Genomic DNA, 15,528 nt, shown 5'->3' with positions numbered 1-15,528 from the left:
TGACCGGCATTGACGGCGGCTGTTGCGGCCGTCGTCCTGATTTCGTTAAAGTTATCCCTGAATTTTAAAAAAGGAAACACCATGGCCAAGTCTTCTGCCAAACCAGCCGGCAAAACCACCGGCAAGCCCGCACCTTCCATCAACATTGGCATCAATGAAAAAGACCGCGCAGCGATCGCCAAGGGCCTGAGCCGCCTGCTGGCCGACACCTACACGTTGTACTTGACCACCCATAACTTCCACTGGAATGTGACGGGGCCGATGTTCAACACGCTGCACCTGATGTTCATGACGCAGTACACCGAACTGTGGGCCGCGGTTGACCCGGTGGCCGAGCGTATCCGCTCGCTGGGCCATCCCGCACCGGGCTCTTACGCTCAGTTCGGCAAGCTGGCGTCGATTCCCGATGTACCTGTGGTGCCGCCCAAGGCGCTGGAGATGGTGCGTATCCTGGTGCAGGGCCATGAAGCCGTCGCACGCACGGCACGCGAATTATTTCCACTGGCCGACAAGGCCAGTGACGAGCCGACCGCGGACTTGCTGACGCAGCGCCTGACGGTGCACGAGCAGACGGCCTGGATGCTGCGCTCCTTGCTCGAAGAGTAAGTCTTGCATGCGCGTTTCAGACGAGGCTGATAACGGCAAATCAGCACCGCTGCAGGCAAACAGCGCGAGGGACGCTTCTTCGCCAGCAGGGGCCGCGGAACCGGCTTTGCCGGGCCGCAGGCGCAGCGCCCCCTCGGGGGGCAGCGCATTACACGAAGTGAAAAGCGTGGGGGCCAATTATTTGCAACTGATCCGCTGGAATCGCCCGGCGGGCTGGTTGCTGCTGCTGTGGCCGACCCTGTCGGCGCTGTGGGTAGCTTCGCACGGCTTTCCGGGCTGGCATCTGCTGGCCGTGTTTACCTTGGGCACCTTCCTGATGCGCAGCGCGGGTTGTTGCGTCAACGATGTGGCCGACCGCGATTTTGACCGCCACGTCAAACGCACGGCGCAGCGGCCCGTGACCAGCGGCGCCGTCTCCGTCAGGGAGGCGCTGTTGCTGGGAGCCGTGCTGGCCCTGCTGGCTTTTGGCCTGGTACTCACCACCAATACCGTCACCATCGCCTGGTCATTCGCCGCGCTGGCTGTAACGCTGGTCTATCCGTATGCCAAGCGTTATGTCTCCATGCCGCAGGCGGTGCTGGGGGTCGCTTTCAGCTTTGGCATTCCGATGGCTTTTGCCGCCGTACAGTCGCGCATTCCGCTGCTGGCCTGGGTGCTATTGCTGGGCAACCTGTTCTGGGTGATTGCCTACGACACGGAATACGCCATGGTCGACCGTGACGACGACTTGAAGATCGGCATGAAAACGTCGGCCATCACACTGGGGCGGTTCGATGTGGCGGGCGTCATGCTCAGCTACCTGATTTTTCTGTTAATTTGGGCTGTAGCCCTTATGGATATTGCGCAACCAGCTATTTATTTAATAGCAATTACGGTGGCGTTCGGGCAGGCGCTGTGGCACGGCTGGCTGATCCGCAAGCGCGAGCGCGATGACTGTTTCAAGGCGTTTCGGCTCAACCATTGGCTGGGCTTTACGGTATTTGCGGGAATTGCGCTGTCGTACCTGGGCCGTTGAGCCTGCGCCGAAACAGACGGCCATAAAAAAGCCCGCATCTGCGGGCTTTTTCAATTCCTGCCGCCTGATCAAGGGCTCAGCGGAACTTCATCCGCAAATTACACCGATTTTTTGGCTTTTGCCTTGGCCTTGTGCTTGACCTTGTGTTTGGCTTTTGCCTTGGCTTTTGTGGGCGCGGCGGCTTTTTCGGCAGGTGCGGCGGCAGGGGCTGCTGCGGGTGCGGCGGCCTGGGCCGCTGCTGGCGTGGAGATCACGGCCAGGGGCATGGCGAGGACGGCTGCGCTGATGAGGGTGGACAGTAATTTGTTCATGGGGAAGCTCCGGATGTTGGAAAAGTTATGGTGCGGGTGTTGCCGGGTGAACTGTCCACGAAGGACCAGGGCAGCCGTGACAGACGCTCTTCTTCAACGTCTTCCCTCGCAGGGCGGTTGACTTGCCCGGCCGCGGTCATCCGCAAATCCCATGGCCACGTGCTGCCACGACAAAAGAATCATATTGCTATTAATTCAGGGGCTTAAGAGGCAAAGTTCATCACCAGAAGACACCTGCGGGTCAACCGCGGCAACAATGAGTTTGCCCGGGGCTCAGTTCACGTCAACGGTATCGAGAGCTTCTGGCGCTATGCCAAGCGACGTCTGGTGCAGTTCAGCGGTGCACTCAGGCACACCTTCTAACTGCACTTGAAGGAAACCGAGTTCAGGTTCAACCACCGCCACTGCAGCCTGTACAAGTCGCTGCTATCCTTGCCGGGAAACAATCCTCTTTAACGGGATTTTTGCTTCTTAAGCCCCTGATTGATGGCGATCGGTGCGCTTTCACGCTCGGTTGAGCCGCCAGAGCCTGGGGATTTGCCCGCTCGTCAGAACTGTTTCGATTCGCCACCAGCCAGAAGTCCCCAGCCCCCGGCATCGCCAGATAGCTCAAAATACCCTCCATGACCTTCGATGCAGCCAACCCACCCCGTTTCTGGCCCGACCTGAAAAGCCCTGACTTTTCGCGCCTGGACTTGGCCCGCTGTATTGCGGTGCTGCCGGTGGCCGCGGTGGAGCAGCACGGCCCGCACCTGCCGCTTAATGTGGATGCGACGTTGGTGGAAGGTGTGATTGCAGCCGCTTTGCCGCATTTACCCCCAACGCAGCCGGTGCTGTTTTTGCCCACGCAGGCGGTGGGCTTTAGCCCCGAGCACGATCGCTTTGCCGGCACGCTCACGCTAAAAGCCGAGACCGTGATCCGGCTCTGGACCGAGCTGGCCGAATCCGTTGTGCAAACGGGGGTCAAGAAATTGGTGCTGCTCAATTCGCACGGCGGCCAGGTTGGCCTGCTGGACGTGGTGGCGCGCGACCTGCGGGCCCGGCTGGGCATGCTGGTCTACAGCGTGAACTGGTTCAACCTGCCGCTCACAGGTGAGGATGGCAAGTCCGTGAATGATTTGTTCAGTGCCGAAGAGCACCGCTTCGGCATCCACGCCGGCGAGATCGAAACCTCCATGATGCTGGCGCTCAAGCCGGGTCAGGTCGACATGGCCAAGGCGCAGAACTTTCACTCCACTTCACAGGACAGGGCTGCGAAGTTCAGCATCCTGGGTGACGGCCGCAGCGCCAAGCTGGCCTGGCAGATGCAGGACTACAACCCGCAGGGTGCGGTGGGCAATGCGGCTGCCGCTACAGCAGACAAAGGCCGCGCCCTGCTGAATGCAGCGGGGCGCAGCCTGGCGCGGCTTCTGTCGGAGATCGACCAACTGCCGGCTGATACGCTGAGCGATAAAACCGCGTTCTAGGCTGTTGCGGGGCGGGTATTTAGCGCAGGATCACGGTCTGGCGCTTCCACGCGGCGTCCTGCGAACGGGCGAAGGCCGCCAGCGTTCCCGGGTCACCGGCCTGCTTCTCGGCCGTCAAGCTGTCCATGCGCGCCACCTCGAAACTGCGGCGCAGGCGCCCGGCAATGCGGGTCTCGCGGGCCAGCAGCATGTGAGGCGTGCCGCGCACCCAGCCGGCAAATTCCACATAGCCCAACTCGGGGCCATTGCTGGCGGGCGGCAGCACCTCAATCGTCCATTGCCCGGATCTTTTGCGAAACACCCACAGCTCGCGCCAGGCGTCCAGCGGCTGCACCGCGAGCGCCAGGGCCTGGCCATCCGGGTGGGCGCTGGCGGACGCGGTCCACACGATGCCGTAGGTGCAGCGCCTGGCCACGGCCTCCTTGCCGGGTTTGCCGTCGGCCTTGTTTTCGTACAGCGCCACGCAGGTTTCGCCGGCCTGGCCCGTCTCGGTGGCTACCGTCAGTTTGGCGAAGCGGGGTAGCGCGGTTTCAGCGCCCCATCGTGAGGCGCCCACTCGAATCGCCGCGTCGTTGTAGTCCTGCCTGTCGTTGTCCGTCAGCTCCAGCTTGTTCACCGCCGCGAGTTCCGCCAGGGCGCGCTGGGCGGCTGCCGTGGGTGCTTCGGCCCGGCGCGCCTGCTCAAACGCCAGGCTGGCGTGCACGCCGGCACGGCGCAGGCGCAAACGGTTTTTGCTGACTTCAGGCAACTGGGCGAACTGCGCGGCGCTGACCTTGTCCAGCACTTCGGCGCGCCACTGGTCTTGCGTGAAGCGGTCCTGCGGATGCAGGTCGGGGCTCATGCAGTCGGGGCGGGTCACGGCCAGCGCGGCGCGTGCGCGTTGCTCGGCGTCGGATGGCAGCGCCAGCACACGGCGAAAGGCCTCGCCGTTGTAGCAAAGCTGCATGCTTCCGTTCTGCTCATAACCCTTGAAGTTCACGCCATAAAAGGTGGCCACTTCCATGTGCGCAGAGATCACGTCACTCGTGGCCTTGCCGTGCTTCATGGAGGCGCGGCGCGCCAGGCGTTCGGCCATGGTGCCCAACGCATCAAAGGCTTCCGCGCCTATGGCGTCTGCCGGCGCGGCCTTGAGGTAAGCGGCCGTGTACGCAATGCCCAGGGCTTCGGCGCCCGGGCTTTCGCGCAGGAAGCGCACCACCGAGAGGAGCTGCGGCGCGTCCTCGGGCTGCAGCGAGACCGTGCGAACCTGACTCACGTGGATGAAGCCCGCGCGTTCACGCCTGTGGTCGTAGACCTGCAGGTAATCCATGCGCTGGCCGCGGATCTCGAGCGCGTCGCCTTGCCACAGGGCCGCCTGCTGTGCGGCCGAATCACGCGGCGCGGCGCGCAGGGTGGCCTGGTCCTGCGTCACGATGGCGAGGGTAAGAAGTGCGGTGGTGATCATTATTCGGCCTCTTCTTTGTCGTTGTTGTCTTGCGTGCCGGCGTCGCGCGGCGCTTGCGCCACGGTGCGGCCGGCCTTGGGCGCGCCGCCCAGCAGGCCCGCGCCCACAAAGCCGCCGCTGGTGGAGGGCGGGGCGATGATCACGGTGATCTTGTCGCTCAGCTTGTCGGCCATGGTCTTCTGGATCAGCAGCGGGTGGCGCGTGATCAGCACGCCTTCGCGCGCCATCTGCTCGCTGTTGATCTTGCCCACGCGGTCCAGCCGGTAGGCTTCGGCATCCGCCAGTTTCTGGCGCGAATCGGCTTCGCCCGATGCCTCGATGCGCCGCGCCTGGGCGCTGCCCTCCGCCGTGCGTATGCGTGACTGCTTGTCGGCTTCGGCTTCGAGCTGGCGCTGCTCGATCTGCTTTTGCTTGAAGGGAAGGACATGTTTCATGGCTTCTTCCTGCGCTTTGGCTGCAATTACCTGTTCACTGGCGGCGGCCTGCGCATTGGTTTCACGGCGTATTTTTTCGGCCATCGCGTCCAGCTCGGTTTCCTTGACGCGCTTTTCCTTCAGGGCCAACGTGTAGCGCATCTTTTCCGTGGCCAGCTCTTCGGCCAGCAGCTTGTCCATGCCCTGGCGGTAATCTGCGGGCAAGTCGACCTTGCCCATCTGCACCGTGCGCAGCAGGATGCCGTCGGCCGCGAGCTTGGGTTTGAGTTCGGCTTCGATGAGCTGCTGGATCTCGGCACGCTTGCTTGAGAAGATCTCCCGTACGGTGTAGCGGGTGAAGGTCTTGTAGATCACGCCTTGCACGGCGGGCTGTACGATCTGGCCGGCAATGTCGTCAGGCAGGTTTTTCGACAGTGCGTTCACCTTGGTGGGGTCCAGTGCATAACGCACCGTGATGTCCACACCCAGCGACATGCCTTCAATCGACTGGAAGGGCGAGGGGCCGTCGGCACGGCTGCTGCCTTCAGGGCGGTAGACCTGGTCGCGCAGCGAGAAGGTACGCACCTCGTGCAGGCCGGGCAGCAGCAGCAGGGAACCTTCGCGGAATTCGTCGACGCCGCCGGTCAGCTGGTTGGTGCGAATCGCCACGTCGCCGCGCGCCACCGATTCCATGGGAGGGTGCACCCACAGCAGGTAGCCGACCGCGCCCGCCGCGGCGGTGGCGATCATCAGGCCGCTGGCGCTGGCGGCGCGCTGCACCCCTGTGGCAGCGATACGGCGGGTGCCGCGCACCCCCCTGGAAAAGATGGCGCGGATGCGCAGGGAAATACGGCTAAGGCGTGGGTTCATGATGGGCTCCTCCGGTTGGTTTGGCGAGAGGCGCGGGTTGCGCTTTCTCTGGCCTCCATTGTTCGAATCGGGCCCGGAGCATTCAATGCGCCTGCGCGGTGTCTTTGCACGGTTTGGCGGCGGCAACCCTCCGCCAACGGAAGAAACACTCACACGGCCTGGCGCAGGCCACACCCATAATGGCGACACCCCATCCTCTTGAGGCCTCATGACCAAAATTGCCGTGATCGAAGACGACCTGCCCATGAGCAACCAGCTCAAGGGCTGGATTGAATCGGCCCGTCCGGGCATCCAGGTCGACCAGTGGTTCAACCGCGACGATGCCGAGGCCGCCGTTGCCCGCGAAGGCTATGACGCCGTGGTGCTGGACATCGAACTGGGGCGCGAACGCCATGCCGGCGTGGCCATCATCAACGCCATCAACAAGCAGCGGCAGGGTACGCCCGTGCTGGTGGTGTCCGCCATGCCGGCCGCCATCTACCGCAGCATCATGAAAGCTCTGGACGCCTGGGACTATCTGCAAAAAACCACGTTTGAGGAGGCCGACTTCATCGAGACCTTCCTGGACATCCTGCGGACCGCCAAGGCCAAACCCGCAGGCAGGGCGCCAGCCGGCGACAGCCAGGAACTGCAGCTGGACCCGCTGCGACAGAACACCGCCATCTGGCGCGGGCAGCGCGTGAATCTGCCGCTGACGGCGCAACGCATCCTGGCAGCGCTGCACGCGCGCCGCGGCGAGGTCGTGAGTTACGACGACCTCTACCAGGTGGTCAAGAGCGGCCGCAACCGCGACAACATCCGCAAGCACGTCAGCACGATTCGCGACGCGTTCAAGGAAATCGATGCGGCCTTTGACGGCATTGAAAACATCCCGATGCGAGGCTTTCGCTGGGCTGAGGCGCCGGAGCCCCCGCGCGGCAGAGGCAAGGCGTGAAGCTGCCCACCCGCCTGGATGTCGAGCGCCTGCTGCCGGCGCGCGTACCCTTCGGCCTGCGCGTATTTTTTCGCGGCGCTTTTTTTCTGCTGGCATTGGCCACCGTCGCCCTGGCCATCGCCGTGTTGCAAGACGAAAAGGAGCGCAGCTACCGCAATTACCAGGACGGCTTTCGCAAGAACCAGGCGCAGATCGCCGCCAAGCTGCGCCATCCCACGGGCCAGCTGGTGCTGCTCAACCCCACGGCCTACGAGCATGAGGTGACGCCGCTGCGCCCGTTGGTGCTGCCTTTTTCGGCCCTCGATTTCGACGATCGCAACAAGGCCCAGCAGGCAGTGGAGATGGCCGGCTGCCTGGTGCAATACCCCGACGCGGCGTCGATGTGCGTGGCCGTCGGCAACAACCCCTTTGCCGGCGGTTTTCTTTATGCCGTCGGCAGCTTCAACAGCGGGCCCCTGGTGTCGCACATCTCCGGAACGCTGGACTTAAGCCAGGCGCACCGCGCCCGCATCACGGTCGACATGCGCGGGCAGCGCTCCCGCTGGATCGCACCTTTCCAGGCCATGCAGGCCATGGACGAGGGGCGCAACGCCTCGCCTCTTGCCAATGCCAGAGGCCGGCTGGTCGGCTTTGCCGATGAGGGCCCGATCACGCCGGCCAGCCGGCCCGTGCGCGACTTCCGCGGCTGGCTTTGGCAAGACAGCCGCTGCGTGGACGGCACGCTGGCGGCAGACCCTGATTGTGCCCGGCGTGCCTTTGTCAGCGTGCGCCTGCCGGTGGAGCTTTTTCGCGAAGCCCTGTTTACCAAAGGGCCTGCGGGCATCGTCTGGCCGCCGGCTGACCTGGACCAGATCAAGGTGCAGGTGGAAATGCTGGCCCCCGGCGAGGGCAAGCCGTTGTTTGACAGCAATGCCGCAGGCGCCACGGCGCCATTCTCATGGGCTGAGCTCACCCCCTTGCTGTTGCCCGGCGAAAAGCTGCGCATCCGCAAGCTGGGCGCCGCCGGCGCCAGCACTGACATCGTGGCGCTGTCCGGCGCAGAGGCGACAGAGCGCTCCTCCCCCCTGATCGCTTACCTGATACGCCGGCTGCAAGTCGATGGCTACGACGCACCCATCACCAGCACCGACATCATCAGCACGCCGCTGGGGCGCTATGAGCTCACGCTGACCGGCGACATCCGCACCGTCAACAAGGCCCTGACGGCTGTGGCCACCCGTGTGTCCTGGTTTGTGGGGGCCATGCTGCTGGCCATCTTTGTGACCTGGCTGGCCATTGAGCTGCGCATCATCCGCCGCATCACCGAACTCACCCGCCGCGCCGCTACCGTGTCCAAGGGCGTGCGCGCCAGCGACAACCTGGCGACGGTTGACCTGGCCGACCTGCGCGGCGGCGACGAGCTGGGTGTGCTGGCCGGCGGCCTGCAAGACCTGCTGCAGCGCGTCAATGAAGACGTGCGCCGCGAACAGATCCGCGTCGCCCAGGAAAAAGACACCTGGCACGCGGTAGGCCACGAAATCATGTCGCCCCTGCAATCGCTCATGGTGCTGCACGGAAGTGCCGACGACCCGGCGCACCGCTACATCAGCCGCATGCAGCAGGCCGTGCGCGTGCTCTACGGCAGTGCGTCGCCCAGCGAAGCCTTTGAATCCACCGCGCTCAATCTGCAGACGCTGGATGCCAATGAATTCCTGAGCCATGTGGCGCGCAACGCTGAGGCCGCGGGCATTCCCGGTGTGGCTTTTGATCCGCTGGCCCAGCCGGTCAGAGTGCGTGCCGACGAGTATTCGCTGGAAGATGTCGTGTCACATGTGCTGCGCAACGCTGATCGCTACCGTTTGCCCGGCAGCCTGATTCGCATCACGCTGTCGCGGCAGGCACAGGAAGGCACAGCGCCCGAGGCAGTGATCAGCATCAGCAACCAGGGCCCGCAGATCGAGGCCGGCCTGTTGGACAAGATTTTCGAGTACGGCGTGTCTGACCAGCCAGATACCGGCGTGGCGGGACAGCGCGGGCAGGGCCTGTTTGTCGCCAAAACCTATATGGCCAAGATGGGCGGCACCATCACCGCGTACAACCGGGATAGCGGTGTTTGCCTGGAGTTGCGCCTGCAGTGCGCTGTCGGCTGATCCCTGATTCCATTGCTAATTCGCTGCGAGAGTAGGCGCGCCGCCGCAGACAGTGCTTAGGGCCTGCCAATGCCATTTATGCAGATGCGTTGCGAGTCAAAAAGGCCTTGAGCAAGGCGCAAAACGCAGGCGGGGTAGACCCCGTCAAGGCTTTGCAACGCCGCGCAAGGCCTTTTTGATCGCAACCCGGAGGGAATGGGGTGAAAACGGCGCCACTCGGCGTTGCGCTTCTAGCCAGACAAAAGTCTGGGCGTCGTCGCGCGCCTTGATTGGCACCGTTTTCACCCCATTCGCATTTGCATAAATGGCATTGGCAGGCCCTGGCACGGCAAGGCGGCGTAACGACCTATCGCAGCGAATTAGCAATGGAATAAAAATCAAAGCCCCCAGTGAGCGGTAACTCGCTGGAGGCCTTGTCTTGCCAGACGGACCGGTAAGTCCGCTGCCATGGAAGAAAGTATCTCCCGGGAGTGGCCGAATAATTTGCCTGATTTGCTGCTGAATTTCCCATAAACAGATAAAAAATCTGTAAAACAGAAAATTTCAGATAAATTACCTGAATGGATACTTTAGACCGGAAAATCCTTCAGGTTTTGCAGGCTGACGCGCGCACCAGCCTGCAAGACATCGGTCAGGCCGTGGGCCTGAGCCCCTCGCCCTGCTGGGGCCGCATCAAGAAGATGGAGGAAGCCGGCGTGATCGAGGGCTACACGGTGCGCCTCAATGCGCAGGCGCTGGGCCTGGGCGACACGGTGATGGTGCAGGTCACGCTGGACAGCCATTCCGACAACACGTTGGAGAAATTCGGCGAGACGCTGGCGGCGATCCCCGAGGTGATAGAGGCTTATCTGGTGTCCGGCGAATACGACTACCTGCTGCGCATCGCGGTGCACGACACCAAGGACTACGAGCGCCTGCTGCGCGAGCGGCTCTACAAGATCAAAGGCATACGCCACAGCAAGTCCAGCTTTGTGCTGCGCACCCTCAAGAAGGCTGACCTGCCCCTGCTGACGGGCTGAGCCAGGCGAAGGTCAGCGCTGACAGCGGCCGTTGGGGCCGGCTGACAGCTGCGCGAACCTCACCCGCCCACACTGACGAATGCCCTGCATCATGCAGGGCGCGGGCATTGCCGTCATTTCTTCAGGGGGTTTTATGCGATCGATTGCCTGTCAACGCGTCTGGCATGTTCTGGCGCTGTGCGCGGCATTCGCCTGTACGCTGGCCGCGTGCGGTGACACCGCCCTGTTGCCGCCGGAGGCCGGTATGGGCGCCAATCCAACCCTGCCCAAACCCAACAAGACCTTGTTTCCCACGGTGAACATTGCGCCGGCCAAGGGCTGGCCCGAGGGTGCTATGCCCACGCCCATGGCGGGCCTGGGCGTGACGGCCCTGGCTGGCGGCCTGGACCATCCGCGCTGGGTCTACGTGCTGCCTAACGGCGACGTGCTGGTGGCTGAAAGCAATGCGCCACCCAAGCCGGAAGATGGCAAGGGCATCCGCGGCTGGTTCATGAAAAAGGTGATGGGCCGGGCCGGCGCCGGCGCGCCCACGGCCAACCGCATCACCCTGCTGCGCGACGCCGACGGCGACGGAAAGGCCGAAAGCCGCAGCGTGTTTCTGGAAAACCTCAACTCGCCTTTCGGCATGGTACTGGTGGGCAACGATTTCTACGTGGCCAACACCGATACTGTTGTGCGCTTTCCTTACCAGCCGGGCCAGACCCGCATCACGGCGGCGCCCGTCAAGGTGGTGGACCTGCCGGCCGGCCCCATCAACCACCACTGGACCAAAAATATCATTGCCAGTCCGGACGGCAGCAAGCTGTATGTCACCGTCGGCTCCAACAGCAATGTGGGCGAACGCGGCATGGAGGCCGAAACTGGCCGCGCCGCCATCTGGGAGGTCGATGCCAAAACCGGCAGCCACCGCGTGTTTGCCTCTGGCCTGCGCAATCCGAACGGCATGGGTTGGGCACCCGGCAGCGGCGCACTCTGGACGGTGGTGAACGAGCGCGACGAGATCGGCAGCGACCTCGTACCCGACTACCTGACTTCGGTGCGCGATGGTGTGTTTTACGGCTGGCCCTACAGCTATTACGGCCGGCACGTGGACGACCGCGTCAAGCCGCCGCGTCCGGACTTGGTGGCGCAAGCGGTTTCACCCGACTACGCGCTGGGCTCCCATGTCGCGCCATTGGGCATGGTGTTTTCAGAAGGCAATGCGCTGCCGCCATCACTGGCCATGGGAGTTTTTATCGGTGAACACGGTTCCTGGAACCGCGTGCCGCACAGCGGGTACAAGGTGGTGTTCGTGCCTTTTCGCCAGGGCTTGCCGGCCGGTTTGCCGGTGGATGTGCTCACGGGTTTCCTGAGCCCCGAAGGCCATGCCTACGGCCGGCCGGTGGGCGTGGCGATGGACAAGCGCGGCGCGCTGCTGGTGGCTGACGATGTGGGCAACGTGGTCTGGCGGGTGAGCGCTAGCCAGCCGAAATAGAAGGTTTGGGTTTCTTAAGGGGAAAGTGCCTGAAGCCCTTATTTTATGAGCGCAAGCAGCTATTAATTTAATAGCGACTATGCTGCCTGAAATTGCATCAGGCTGTAGGCAACACCATGTCGGCGGTACCCGGGCAGACCCAGCGGGGATGTTCCCGCGAAGTGTCTATGCACCCGCCCGATGCATACACGCCCTTGGGTTCACGCATGCGCAGCATCAGTTCCAGGATTCGTGCCGTCTCGGCCGGGTCGGTGCTGGAGGCCTTGACGCCGGCTTCCACGATGCTTTCATTGATACGCAACTCGCCGGCTTCGTCGGTGTAGGTGGCATGCCGCCAGTGAAACAGCTCCAGGCATTTGGCCGTCAGGGTGTAGGGCTGCTCGCGTTTCCAGAAGTTGGTGAACTGCCCGTTGCCGATGTAGAACACCCAGGAGCCTTCATAGCCCGAAACGTCCGAAGAGTGTTCATCGGGGTTTCGGAACCATAGCCGGTCGCCGGGCACGTAATACCTGGGCGGCAGGGGTTGTTCCATCGTGCCGTATTCGCGCAGGAACACGTCGTGGAATTTGCCCGACATGATGGCCTGGCGCTCCCAGCGCTGCTGCAGCGCGGCCAGCAACGGCGGGTTGCAGGTTTCGAGTTCCTGCGCGATGGCCAGCAGGATCACGTATTCGGTCGCGCGGTAGCAGGAAAAGGAATACAGCTTGCCCGAGGCCTCGGGTTGGGTGGCTTTTTCCAGGGCGGGAATCAATGCGTGACCGGGCTTGACGGTAAAGCCAGCGTCTTCCGAGTAGACCCAGCAGTCCTCCGGCCGGTTGACTTCGGTGGTGTGAAATTCCAGTGCAGTCTTGCGCGCAGCCAGCACGATGTTGCGGCGTATGCGCACTGCCGATGCCAGCTCCGCATGGCTGGGAAATTCAAACGCGACCGGGCTGAGCAGCATGGCCAGAAGAATCTCTCGTTCCAGGTCTTCGCTGTTGTTCAGCGTATCCAGCTGCAGCCGTTCTGCCAGGCCCAGGGTGTCCAGGCCGGGCGCCCATTGTGCGGCGAGGCCGTCCGGCAGGCAGAAGCTTCTTGCGGCGGTGGAGCCCGGAAAAATCTCCCTGGTTTCCACGGCGTCCTGCAGGCCGAGCTTTTCAAGCTGCACCAGGAAACTGTAAGTGGAAGCTGCCAGCGCGCCGGTTGTTTCACCGTGAAGGCGAATTCCGACAGGACGAAGGCTGGGCATCAGGGCGGCGGTCATATTGCCGCAAAGTATCTTTGCTTGTGGTCGATTCGGCAATGGCGGAAAAACCACGAAGCCGGCTGCTCGCGGGCACGGTCAGGCGTAAGTAATCCAGCTTGCGTGTTCGGGCGCGTCCAGGTGTGGCAAGGTGTTGTAGGTCACCAGCATGTGCCGCTTGGGCGTAAAGGCAAACTCGGTAAGTGAGCAGTTGCGTATGCGCAGGTTCAGCTCTATCGTGGTTTCAGGGCTGGTGCCCAGCACATGGCCCACAGCGGTCGAGATGGGTCCGCCGCTGGAAACCAGCAGCACATTGCCGTTGTAACTGGCACGAATGTGGTTCAGGACAGAGGTTACACCCTCAACAAACTCGGTGTAGCTTGGCATGCCCTGGGGGCTGACCACGCCGGCCATCCACTGTGCCAGCCCGTCACGCAACAGCCGGAAGTGGCCGCGGTATTCCTCGGGCGTGGTGGGTTTTTCGAGCTTGTGCGGGTGAATGGCGCCGATGACTGCGTGGCTGTCATATTCATTGAGCCCGGGACGCTGTGTGGCTTGCATGGTGATACCCATGCCTTCACAGATCCCGGCAAAGGTATTGATCTGCCGCTGCAGCGTGCCGGTGAAAGCGGCGTCAAAGGTGATGCCCTTGTACTTGAAGTACTCGCCCAGACGCACGCTTTGCTGGCGCCCCATGGGGCTGAGCACGTCGTAGTCGTCTTCGCCAAATGAGGCCTGGCCATGGCGCACGAGGTAGAGGGTTCCCATGGCTGGAATTGTGTCGTGCGTGGCAACTGCGGCCAGTCACGCGTGCGACCGGTGCCGGCACCCAAAGGCCAATCCAGCCGGGGCCGCGGAACCGGCTTTGCCGGGCCGCAGGCGCAGCGCCCCCTCGGGGGGCAGCGCACTACGCGAAGCGAGAAGCGTGGGGGCCGGCAGCTAGCACCTTGGCGACAGTCGCCGTGTCCACATTCCCGCCGCACAAGGTGGTGCCCACCACCAGGCCTTTGAGCCGGCCGCGCTCCTGCATGGCCGCAGCAAAACTTGCCGCACCCGCGCCTTCGGCCACGTTGTGTGTGTCGGCATAAAGGTCGCGCATGGCCTGGGCTACTTCGTCGTCCGTCACCTTCACGACGCGTTCCAGGTGCGGCAGCAAAATATCAAGTGCTGCCTGGTCGGCGACGCGGCAGGCCATGCCGTCGGCCAGGTAGGTAGTCACCGGTGCTTCAATCACGCGCCCCGCGGCCAGCGAGTCGGCGTAGGTGGTGGCGTGCGCGCTGACCACGCCCACGATGCGCAGCTTGCGGCCCAGCGCCAGCTTGGCGGCAACGGCCGAACACGCGCCCGAGCCCTGGCCTATCGGCACATACACCACGTCGAGTTGCGGCACCCCCAGCATGAATTCCCACCAGTAGGTGCTGACGCCGCGCAGCAAATCCGCATGAAAGCTCGGCACCATGTGGGCGCCGCGTTCGGCAGCCAGCCTCTTTGCAAACTCGCGGCTTTCCTGGAAGTCGTTGCCGTGCTCGATCAGTGTGACGCCCAGTGCGCGCATGGCGGCGTTTTTCTCCACCGCATTGCCATGCGGAACCACGATGGTGCAAGGCACGCCGTGCGCGCGGGCGGCCCAGCCTATGCTCTGGCCGTGGTTGCCGCGTGTGGCGCTGATGGCTTCTCGCGGCAGCTCGCCGCGTTGCCTGAGTGCCTCAAAGTAGGTGAGCCCGCCGCGCAGCTTGAACGCGCCCACCGGTGTGTGGTTCTCGTGCTTGATCCAGCAGTCGGCGCCCAGCCGCTGGCTGGACAGGCCCCAGCGGTACTGCGGCGTGGCCTGGAACTCGCGGTAGACGACACGGGCCGCATCTTCAATCTCCTGCAGCGAAGGCAGCATGCTGTTCCCCAGCTCCGGCGCGCGGTCGAGTACGGCGCTCATTGGGTGGCCTCCGCTTTGCGAGCTGCGGCATTCGCCTTGGGAACGGCCCGGCGGCTCATGCGGCCACCCGCTTTTCAGTCAGCAGGCGCAGCGCCAGCAAGCCCAGCACGGTGCCCATCACATAGCGCTGCACGCGCATCCAGCTGATATTGCGGTTGAGGAAACCGGCAATCGCCGCGGCGAAGCAGATCAGCACTGTGTTCACACCCGTGCTGACGCTGATCTGCACGGCGCCCAGCGTCAGGCTTTGCAGCAGCAGGTCGCCGCGTTCGGGGTGCAAAAACTGCGGGAAGAACGAGAGATAAAACATGGCGACCTTGGGGTTGAGCAGGTTGGTCATAAAACCCATGAGGAAGAGCGTGCGCGGCGGGTCGTGCGGCAGCTCGCGCGTTTCAAAAGGCGCCAGGCCCCTGGGCTTGACGGCTTGCCAGGCCATCCAGAGCAAATAGGCCGCGCCCGCCACCTTGATCGCATCAAAGGCCAGCGGCACGGCCAGCAGCAGTGCGGTTAGCCCGAACGACGCGGCCAGCAGATGGACGACAAACCCCAGCGCCACGCCGCTAAGCGATACCAGCCCGGCGCGGGGGCCCTGGCACAGCGTGCGTGAGATGCAGTAAATCATGTTAGGCCCGGGCGTGAGCACCAGCACCAGGGCGGCGAGAGCAAACCAGGCGAGTTCAGTGGACGTCAACATT

Annotated in this window: 14 protein-coding genes and 1 pseudogene; 8 read left to right on the top strand and 7 right to left on the bottom strand. The window is 63.4% G+C overall.

What is annotated here, in order from left to right:
- The first annotated feature begins 81 nt into the window (after positions 1-81).
- Together AC1DVV_RS15765 and ubiA are read left to right on the top strand one after the other, a co-directional pair.
- Complete coding sequence (locus AC1DVV_RS15765; protein WP_477666457.1) at positions 82-606, top strand: Dps family protein; 525 nt, start codon at positions 82-84, stop codon at positions 604-606.
- A gap of 166 nt (positions 607-772) precedes the next feature.
- The gene (ubiA, locus tag AC1DVV_RS15760) at positions 773-1,621 is read left to right on the top strand and encodes a 4-hydroxybenzoate octaprenyltransferase (RefSeq protein WP_477701547.1); all 849 of its coding nucleotides are present in this window, start codon (positions 773-775) and stop codon (positions 1,619-1,621) included.
- Positions 1,622-1,719: 98 nt separating this feature from the next.
- Here ubiA and AC1DVV_RS15755 read toward each other — a convergent pair whose 3' ends face one another.
- Positions 1,720-1,932: a hypothetical protein gene (locus tag AC1DVV_RS15755; protein ID WP_477666459.1), complete on the bottom strand. Its 213-nt coding sequence runs from the start codon at positions 1,930-1,932 to the stop codon at positions 1,720-1,722.
- Between the two features lie 228 nt (positions 1,933-2,160).
- On the opposite strand from AC1DVV_RS15755, the pseudogene AC1DVV_RS15750 reads away from it, so the two are divergent.
- Positions 2,161-2,388: pseudogene (locus tag AC1DVV_RS15750) on the top strand (IS1595 family transposase); the annotation flags it as partial.
- A gap of 167 nt (positions 2,389-2,555) precedes the next feature.
- Complete coding sequence (locus tag AC1DVV_RS15745) at positions 2,556-3,398, top strand: creatininase family protein (RefSeq protein ID WP_457281432.1); 843 nt, start codon at positions 2,556-2,558, stop codon at positions 3,396-3,398.
- A 19-nt stretch (positions 3,399-3,417) separates the two neighbouring features.
- Here AC1DVV_RS15745 and AC1DVV_RS15740 read toward each other — a convergent pair whose 3' ends face one another.
- Positions 3,418-4,842 (bottom strand): hypothetical protein, encoded by a 1,425-nt coding sequence (locus tag AC1DVV_RS15740; RefSeq protein ID WP_457281431.1) that lies wholly within the window; start codon positions 4,840-4,842, stop codon positions 3,418-3,420.
- Positions 4,842-6,125, bottom strand: coding sequence for an SPFH domain-containing protein (locus tag AC1DVV_RS15735; RefSeq protein ID WP_457281430.1), 1,284 nt, complete (start codon positions 6,123-6,125; stop codon positions 4,842-4,844). Before AC1DVV_RS15735 ends, AC1DVV_RS15740 begins: the two co-directional genes overlap by 1 nt.
- A gap of 208 nt (positions 6,126-6,333) precedes the next feature.
- Here AC1DVV_RS15735 and AC1DVV_RS15730 point away from each other — a divergent pair, with 208 nt between their 5' ends.
- From AC1DVV_RS15730 to AC1DVV_RS15715, 4 genes are all read left to right on the top strand, one after another.
- Positions 6,334-7,059, top strand: coding sequence for a response regulator transcription factor (locus AC1DVV_RS15730; RefSeq protein ID WP_477666461.1), 726 nt, complete (start codon positions 6,334-6,336; stop codon positions 7,057-7,059).
- Positions 7,056-9,188, top strand: coding sequence for a sensor histidine kinase (locus AC1DVV_RS15725; RefSeq protein ID WP_477701548.1), 2,133 nt, complete (start codon positions 7,056-7,058; stop codon positions 9,186-9,188). The genes AC1DVV_RS15730 and AC1DVV_RS15725 overlap by 4 nt, the downstream gene beginning before the upstream one ends.
- 560 nt (positions 9,189-9,748) lie before the next feature.
- Entirely contained in the window at positions 9,749-10,207 is a 459-nt protein-coding gene (locus AC1DVV_RS15720) for an Lrp/AsnC family transcriptional regulator (RefSeq protein ID WP_457281426.1), read from the top strand.
- A 133-nt stretch (positions 10,208-10,340) separates the two neighbouring features.
- A complete protein-coding gene (locus tag AC1DVV_RS15715) occupies positions 10,341-11,681 on the top strand; it encodes a PQQ-dependent sugar dehydrogenase (protein WP_477701985.1) in 1,341 nt (446 codons plus the stop codon).
- A gap of 97 nt (positions 11,682-11,778) precedes the next feature.
- Here the strand turns inward: AC1DVV_RS15715 and AC1DVV_RS15710 are convergent, their stop codons facing one another.
- The 4 genes from AC1DVV_RS15710 to AC1DVV_RS15695 form a co-directional block, all read right to left on the bottom strand.
- A complete protein-coding gene (locus tag AC1DVV_RS15710; RefSeq protein ID WP_477701986.1) occupies positions 11,779-12,909 on the bottom strand; it encodes a hypothetical protein in 1,131 nt (376 codons plus the stop codon).
- A 93-nt stretch (positions 12,910-13,002) separates the two neighbouring features.
- On the bottom strand, positions 13,003-13,671 hold the full coding sequence (locus tag AC1DVV_RS15705) for a histidine phosphatase family protein (RefSeq protein WP_477701961.1): 669 nt from the start codon (positions 13,669-13,671) through the stop codon (positions 13,003-13,005).
- A 139-nt stretch (positions 13,672-13,810) separates the two neighbouring features.
- Positions 13,811-14,833 carry a threonine dehydratase gene (locus tag AC1DVV_RS15700; RefSeq protein WP_477701962.1) on the bottom strand — a complete coding sequence of 341 codons (1,023 nt, stop codon included), beginning with the start codon at positions 14,831-14,833 and terminating at the stop codon, positions 13,811-13,813.
- A 55-nt stretch (positions 14,834-14,888) separates the two neighbouring features.
- Complete coding sequence (locus tag AC1DVV_RS15695; protein ID WP_477701963.1) at positions 14,889-15,527, bottom strand: LysE family translocator; 639 nt, start codon at positions 15,525-15,527, stop codon at positions 14,889-14,891.
- Position 15,528 lies beyond the last annotated feature (1 nt).

Source organism: Polaromonas sp. P3_B4, assembly GCF_056402835.1.
Note: the sequence above shows the minus strand (reverse complement) of the source record. Positions and strands in the feature narration are given on the sequence as shown.

What these genes read in the sequence shown, in the direction of transcription:
- AC1DVV_RS15765 (WP_477666457.1), top strand. Translation starts at nt 82, where the DNA reads ATGGCCAAGTCTTCTGCCAAACCAGCCGGCAAAACCACCGGCAAGCCC.
- AC1DVV_RS15755 (WP_477666459.1), bottom strand. Translation starts at nt 1,932, where the DNA reads ATGAACAAATTACTGTCCACCCTCATCAGCGCAGCCGTCCTCGCCATG.
- AC1DVV_RS15745 (WP_457281432.1), top strand. Translation starts at nt 2,556, where the DNA reads ATGACCTTCGATGCAGCCAACCCACCCCGTTTCTGGCCCGACCTGAAA.
- AC1DVV_RS15740 (WP_457281431.1), bottom strand. Translation starts at nt 4,842, where the DNA reads ATGATCACCACCGCACTTCTTACCCTCGCCATCGTGACGCAGGACCAG.
- AC1DVV_RS15735 (WP_457281430.1), bottom strand. Translation starts at nt 6,125, where the DNA reads ATGAACCCACGCCTTAGCCGTATTTCCCTGCGCATCCGCGCCATCTTT.
- AC1DVV_RS15730 (WP_477666461.1), top strand. Translation starts at nt 6,334, where the DNA reads ATGACCAAAATTGCCGTGATCGAAGACGACCTGCCCATGAGCAACCAG.
- AC1DVV_RS15720 (WP_457281426.1), top strand. Translation starts at nt 9,749, where the DNA reads ATGGATACTTTAGACCGGAAAATCCTTCAGGTTTTGCAGGCTGACGCG.
- AC1DVV_RS15715 (WP_477701985.1), top strand. Translation starts at nt 10,341, where the DNA reads ATGCGATCGATTGCCTGTCAACGCGTCTGGCATGTTCTGGCGCTGTGC.
- AC1DVV_RS15710 (WP_477701986.1), bottom strand. Translation starts at nt 12,909, where the DNA reads ATGCCCAGCCTTCGTCCTGTCGGAATTCGCCTTCACGGTGAAACAACC.
- AC1DVV_RS15705 (WP_477701961.1), bottom strand. Translation starts at nt 13,671, where the DNA reads ATGGGAACCCTCTACCTCGTGCGCCATGGCCAGGCCTCATTTGGCGAA.
- AC1DVV_RS15700 (WP_477701962.1), bottom strand. Translation starts at nt 14,833, where the DNA reads ATGAGCGCCGTACTCGACCGCGCGCCGGAGCTGGGGAACAGCATGCTG.
- AC1DVV_RS15695 (WP_477701963.1), bottom strand. Translation starts at nt 15,527, where the DNA reads ATGTTGACGTCCACTGAACTCGCCTGGTTTGCTCTCGCCGCCCTGGTG.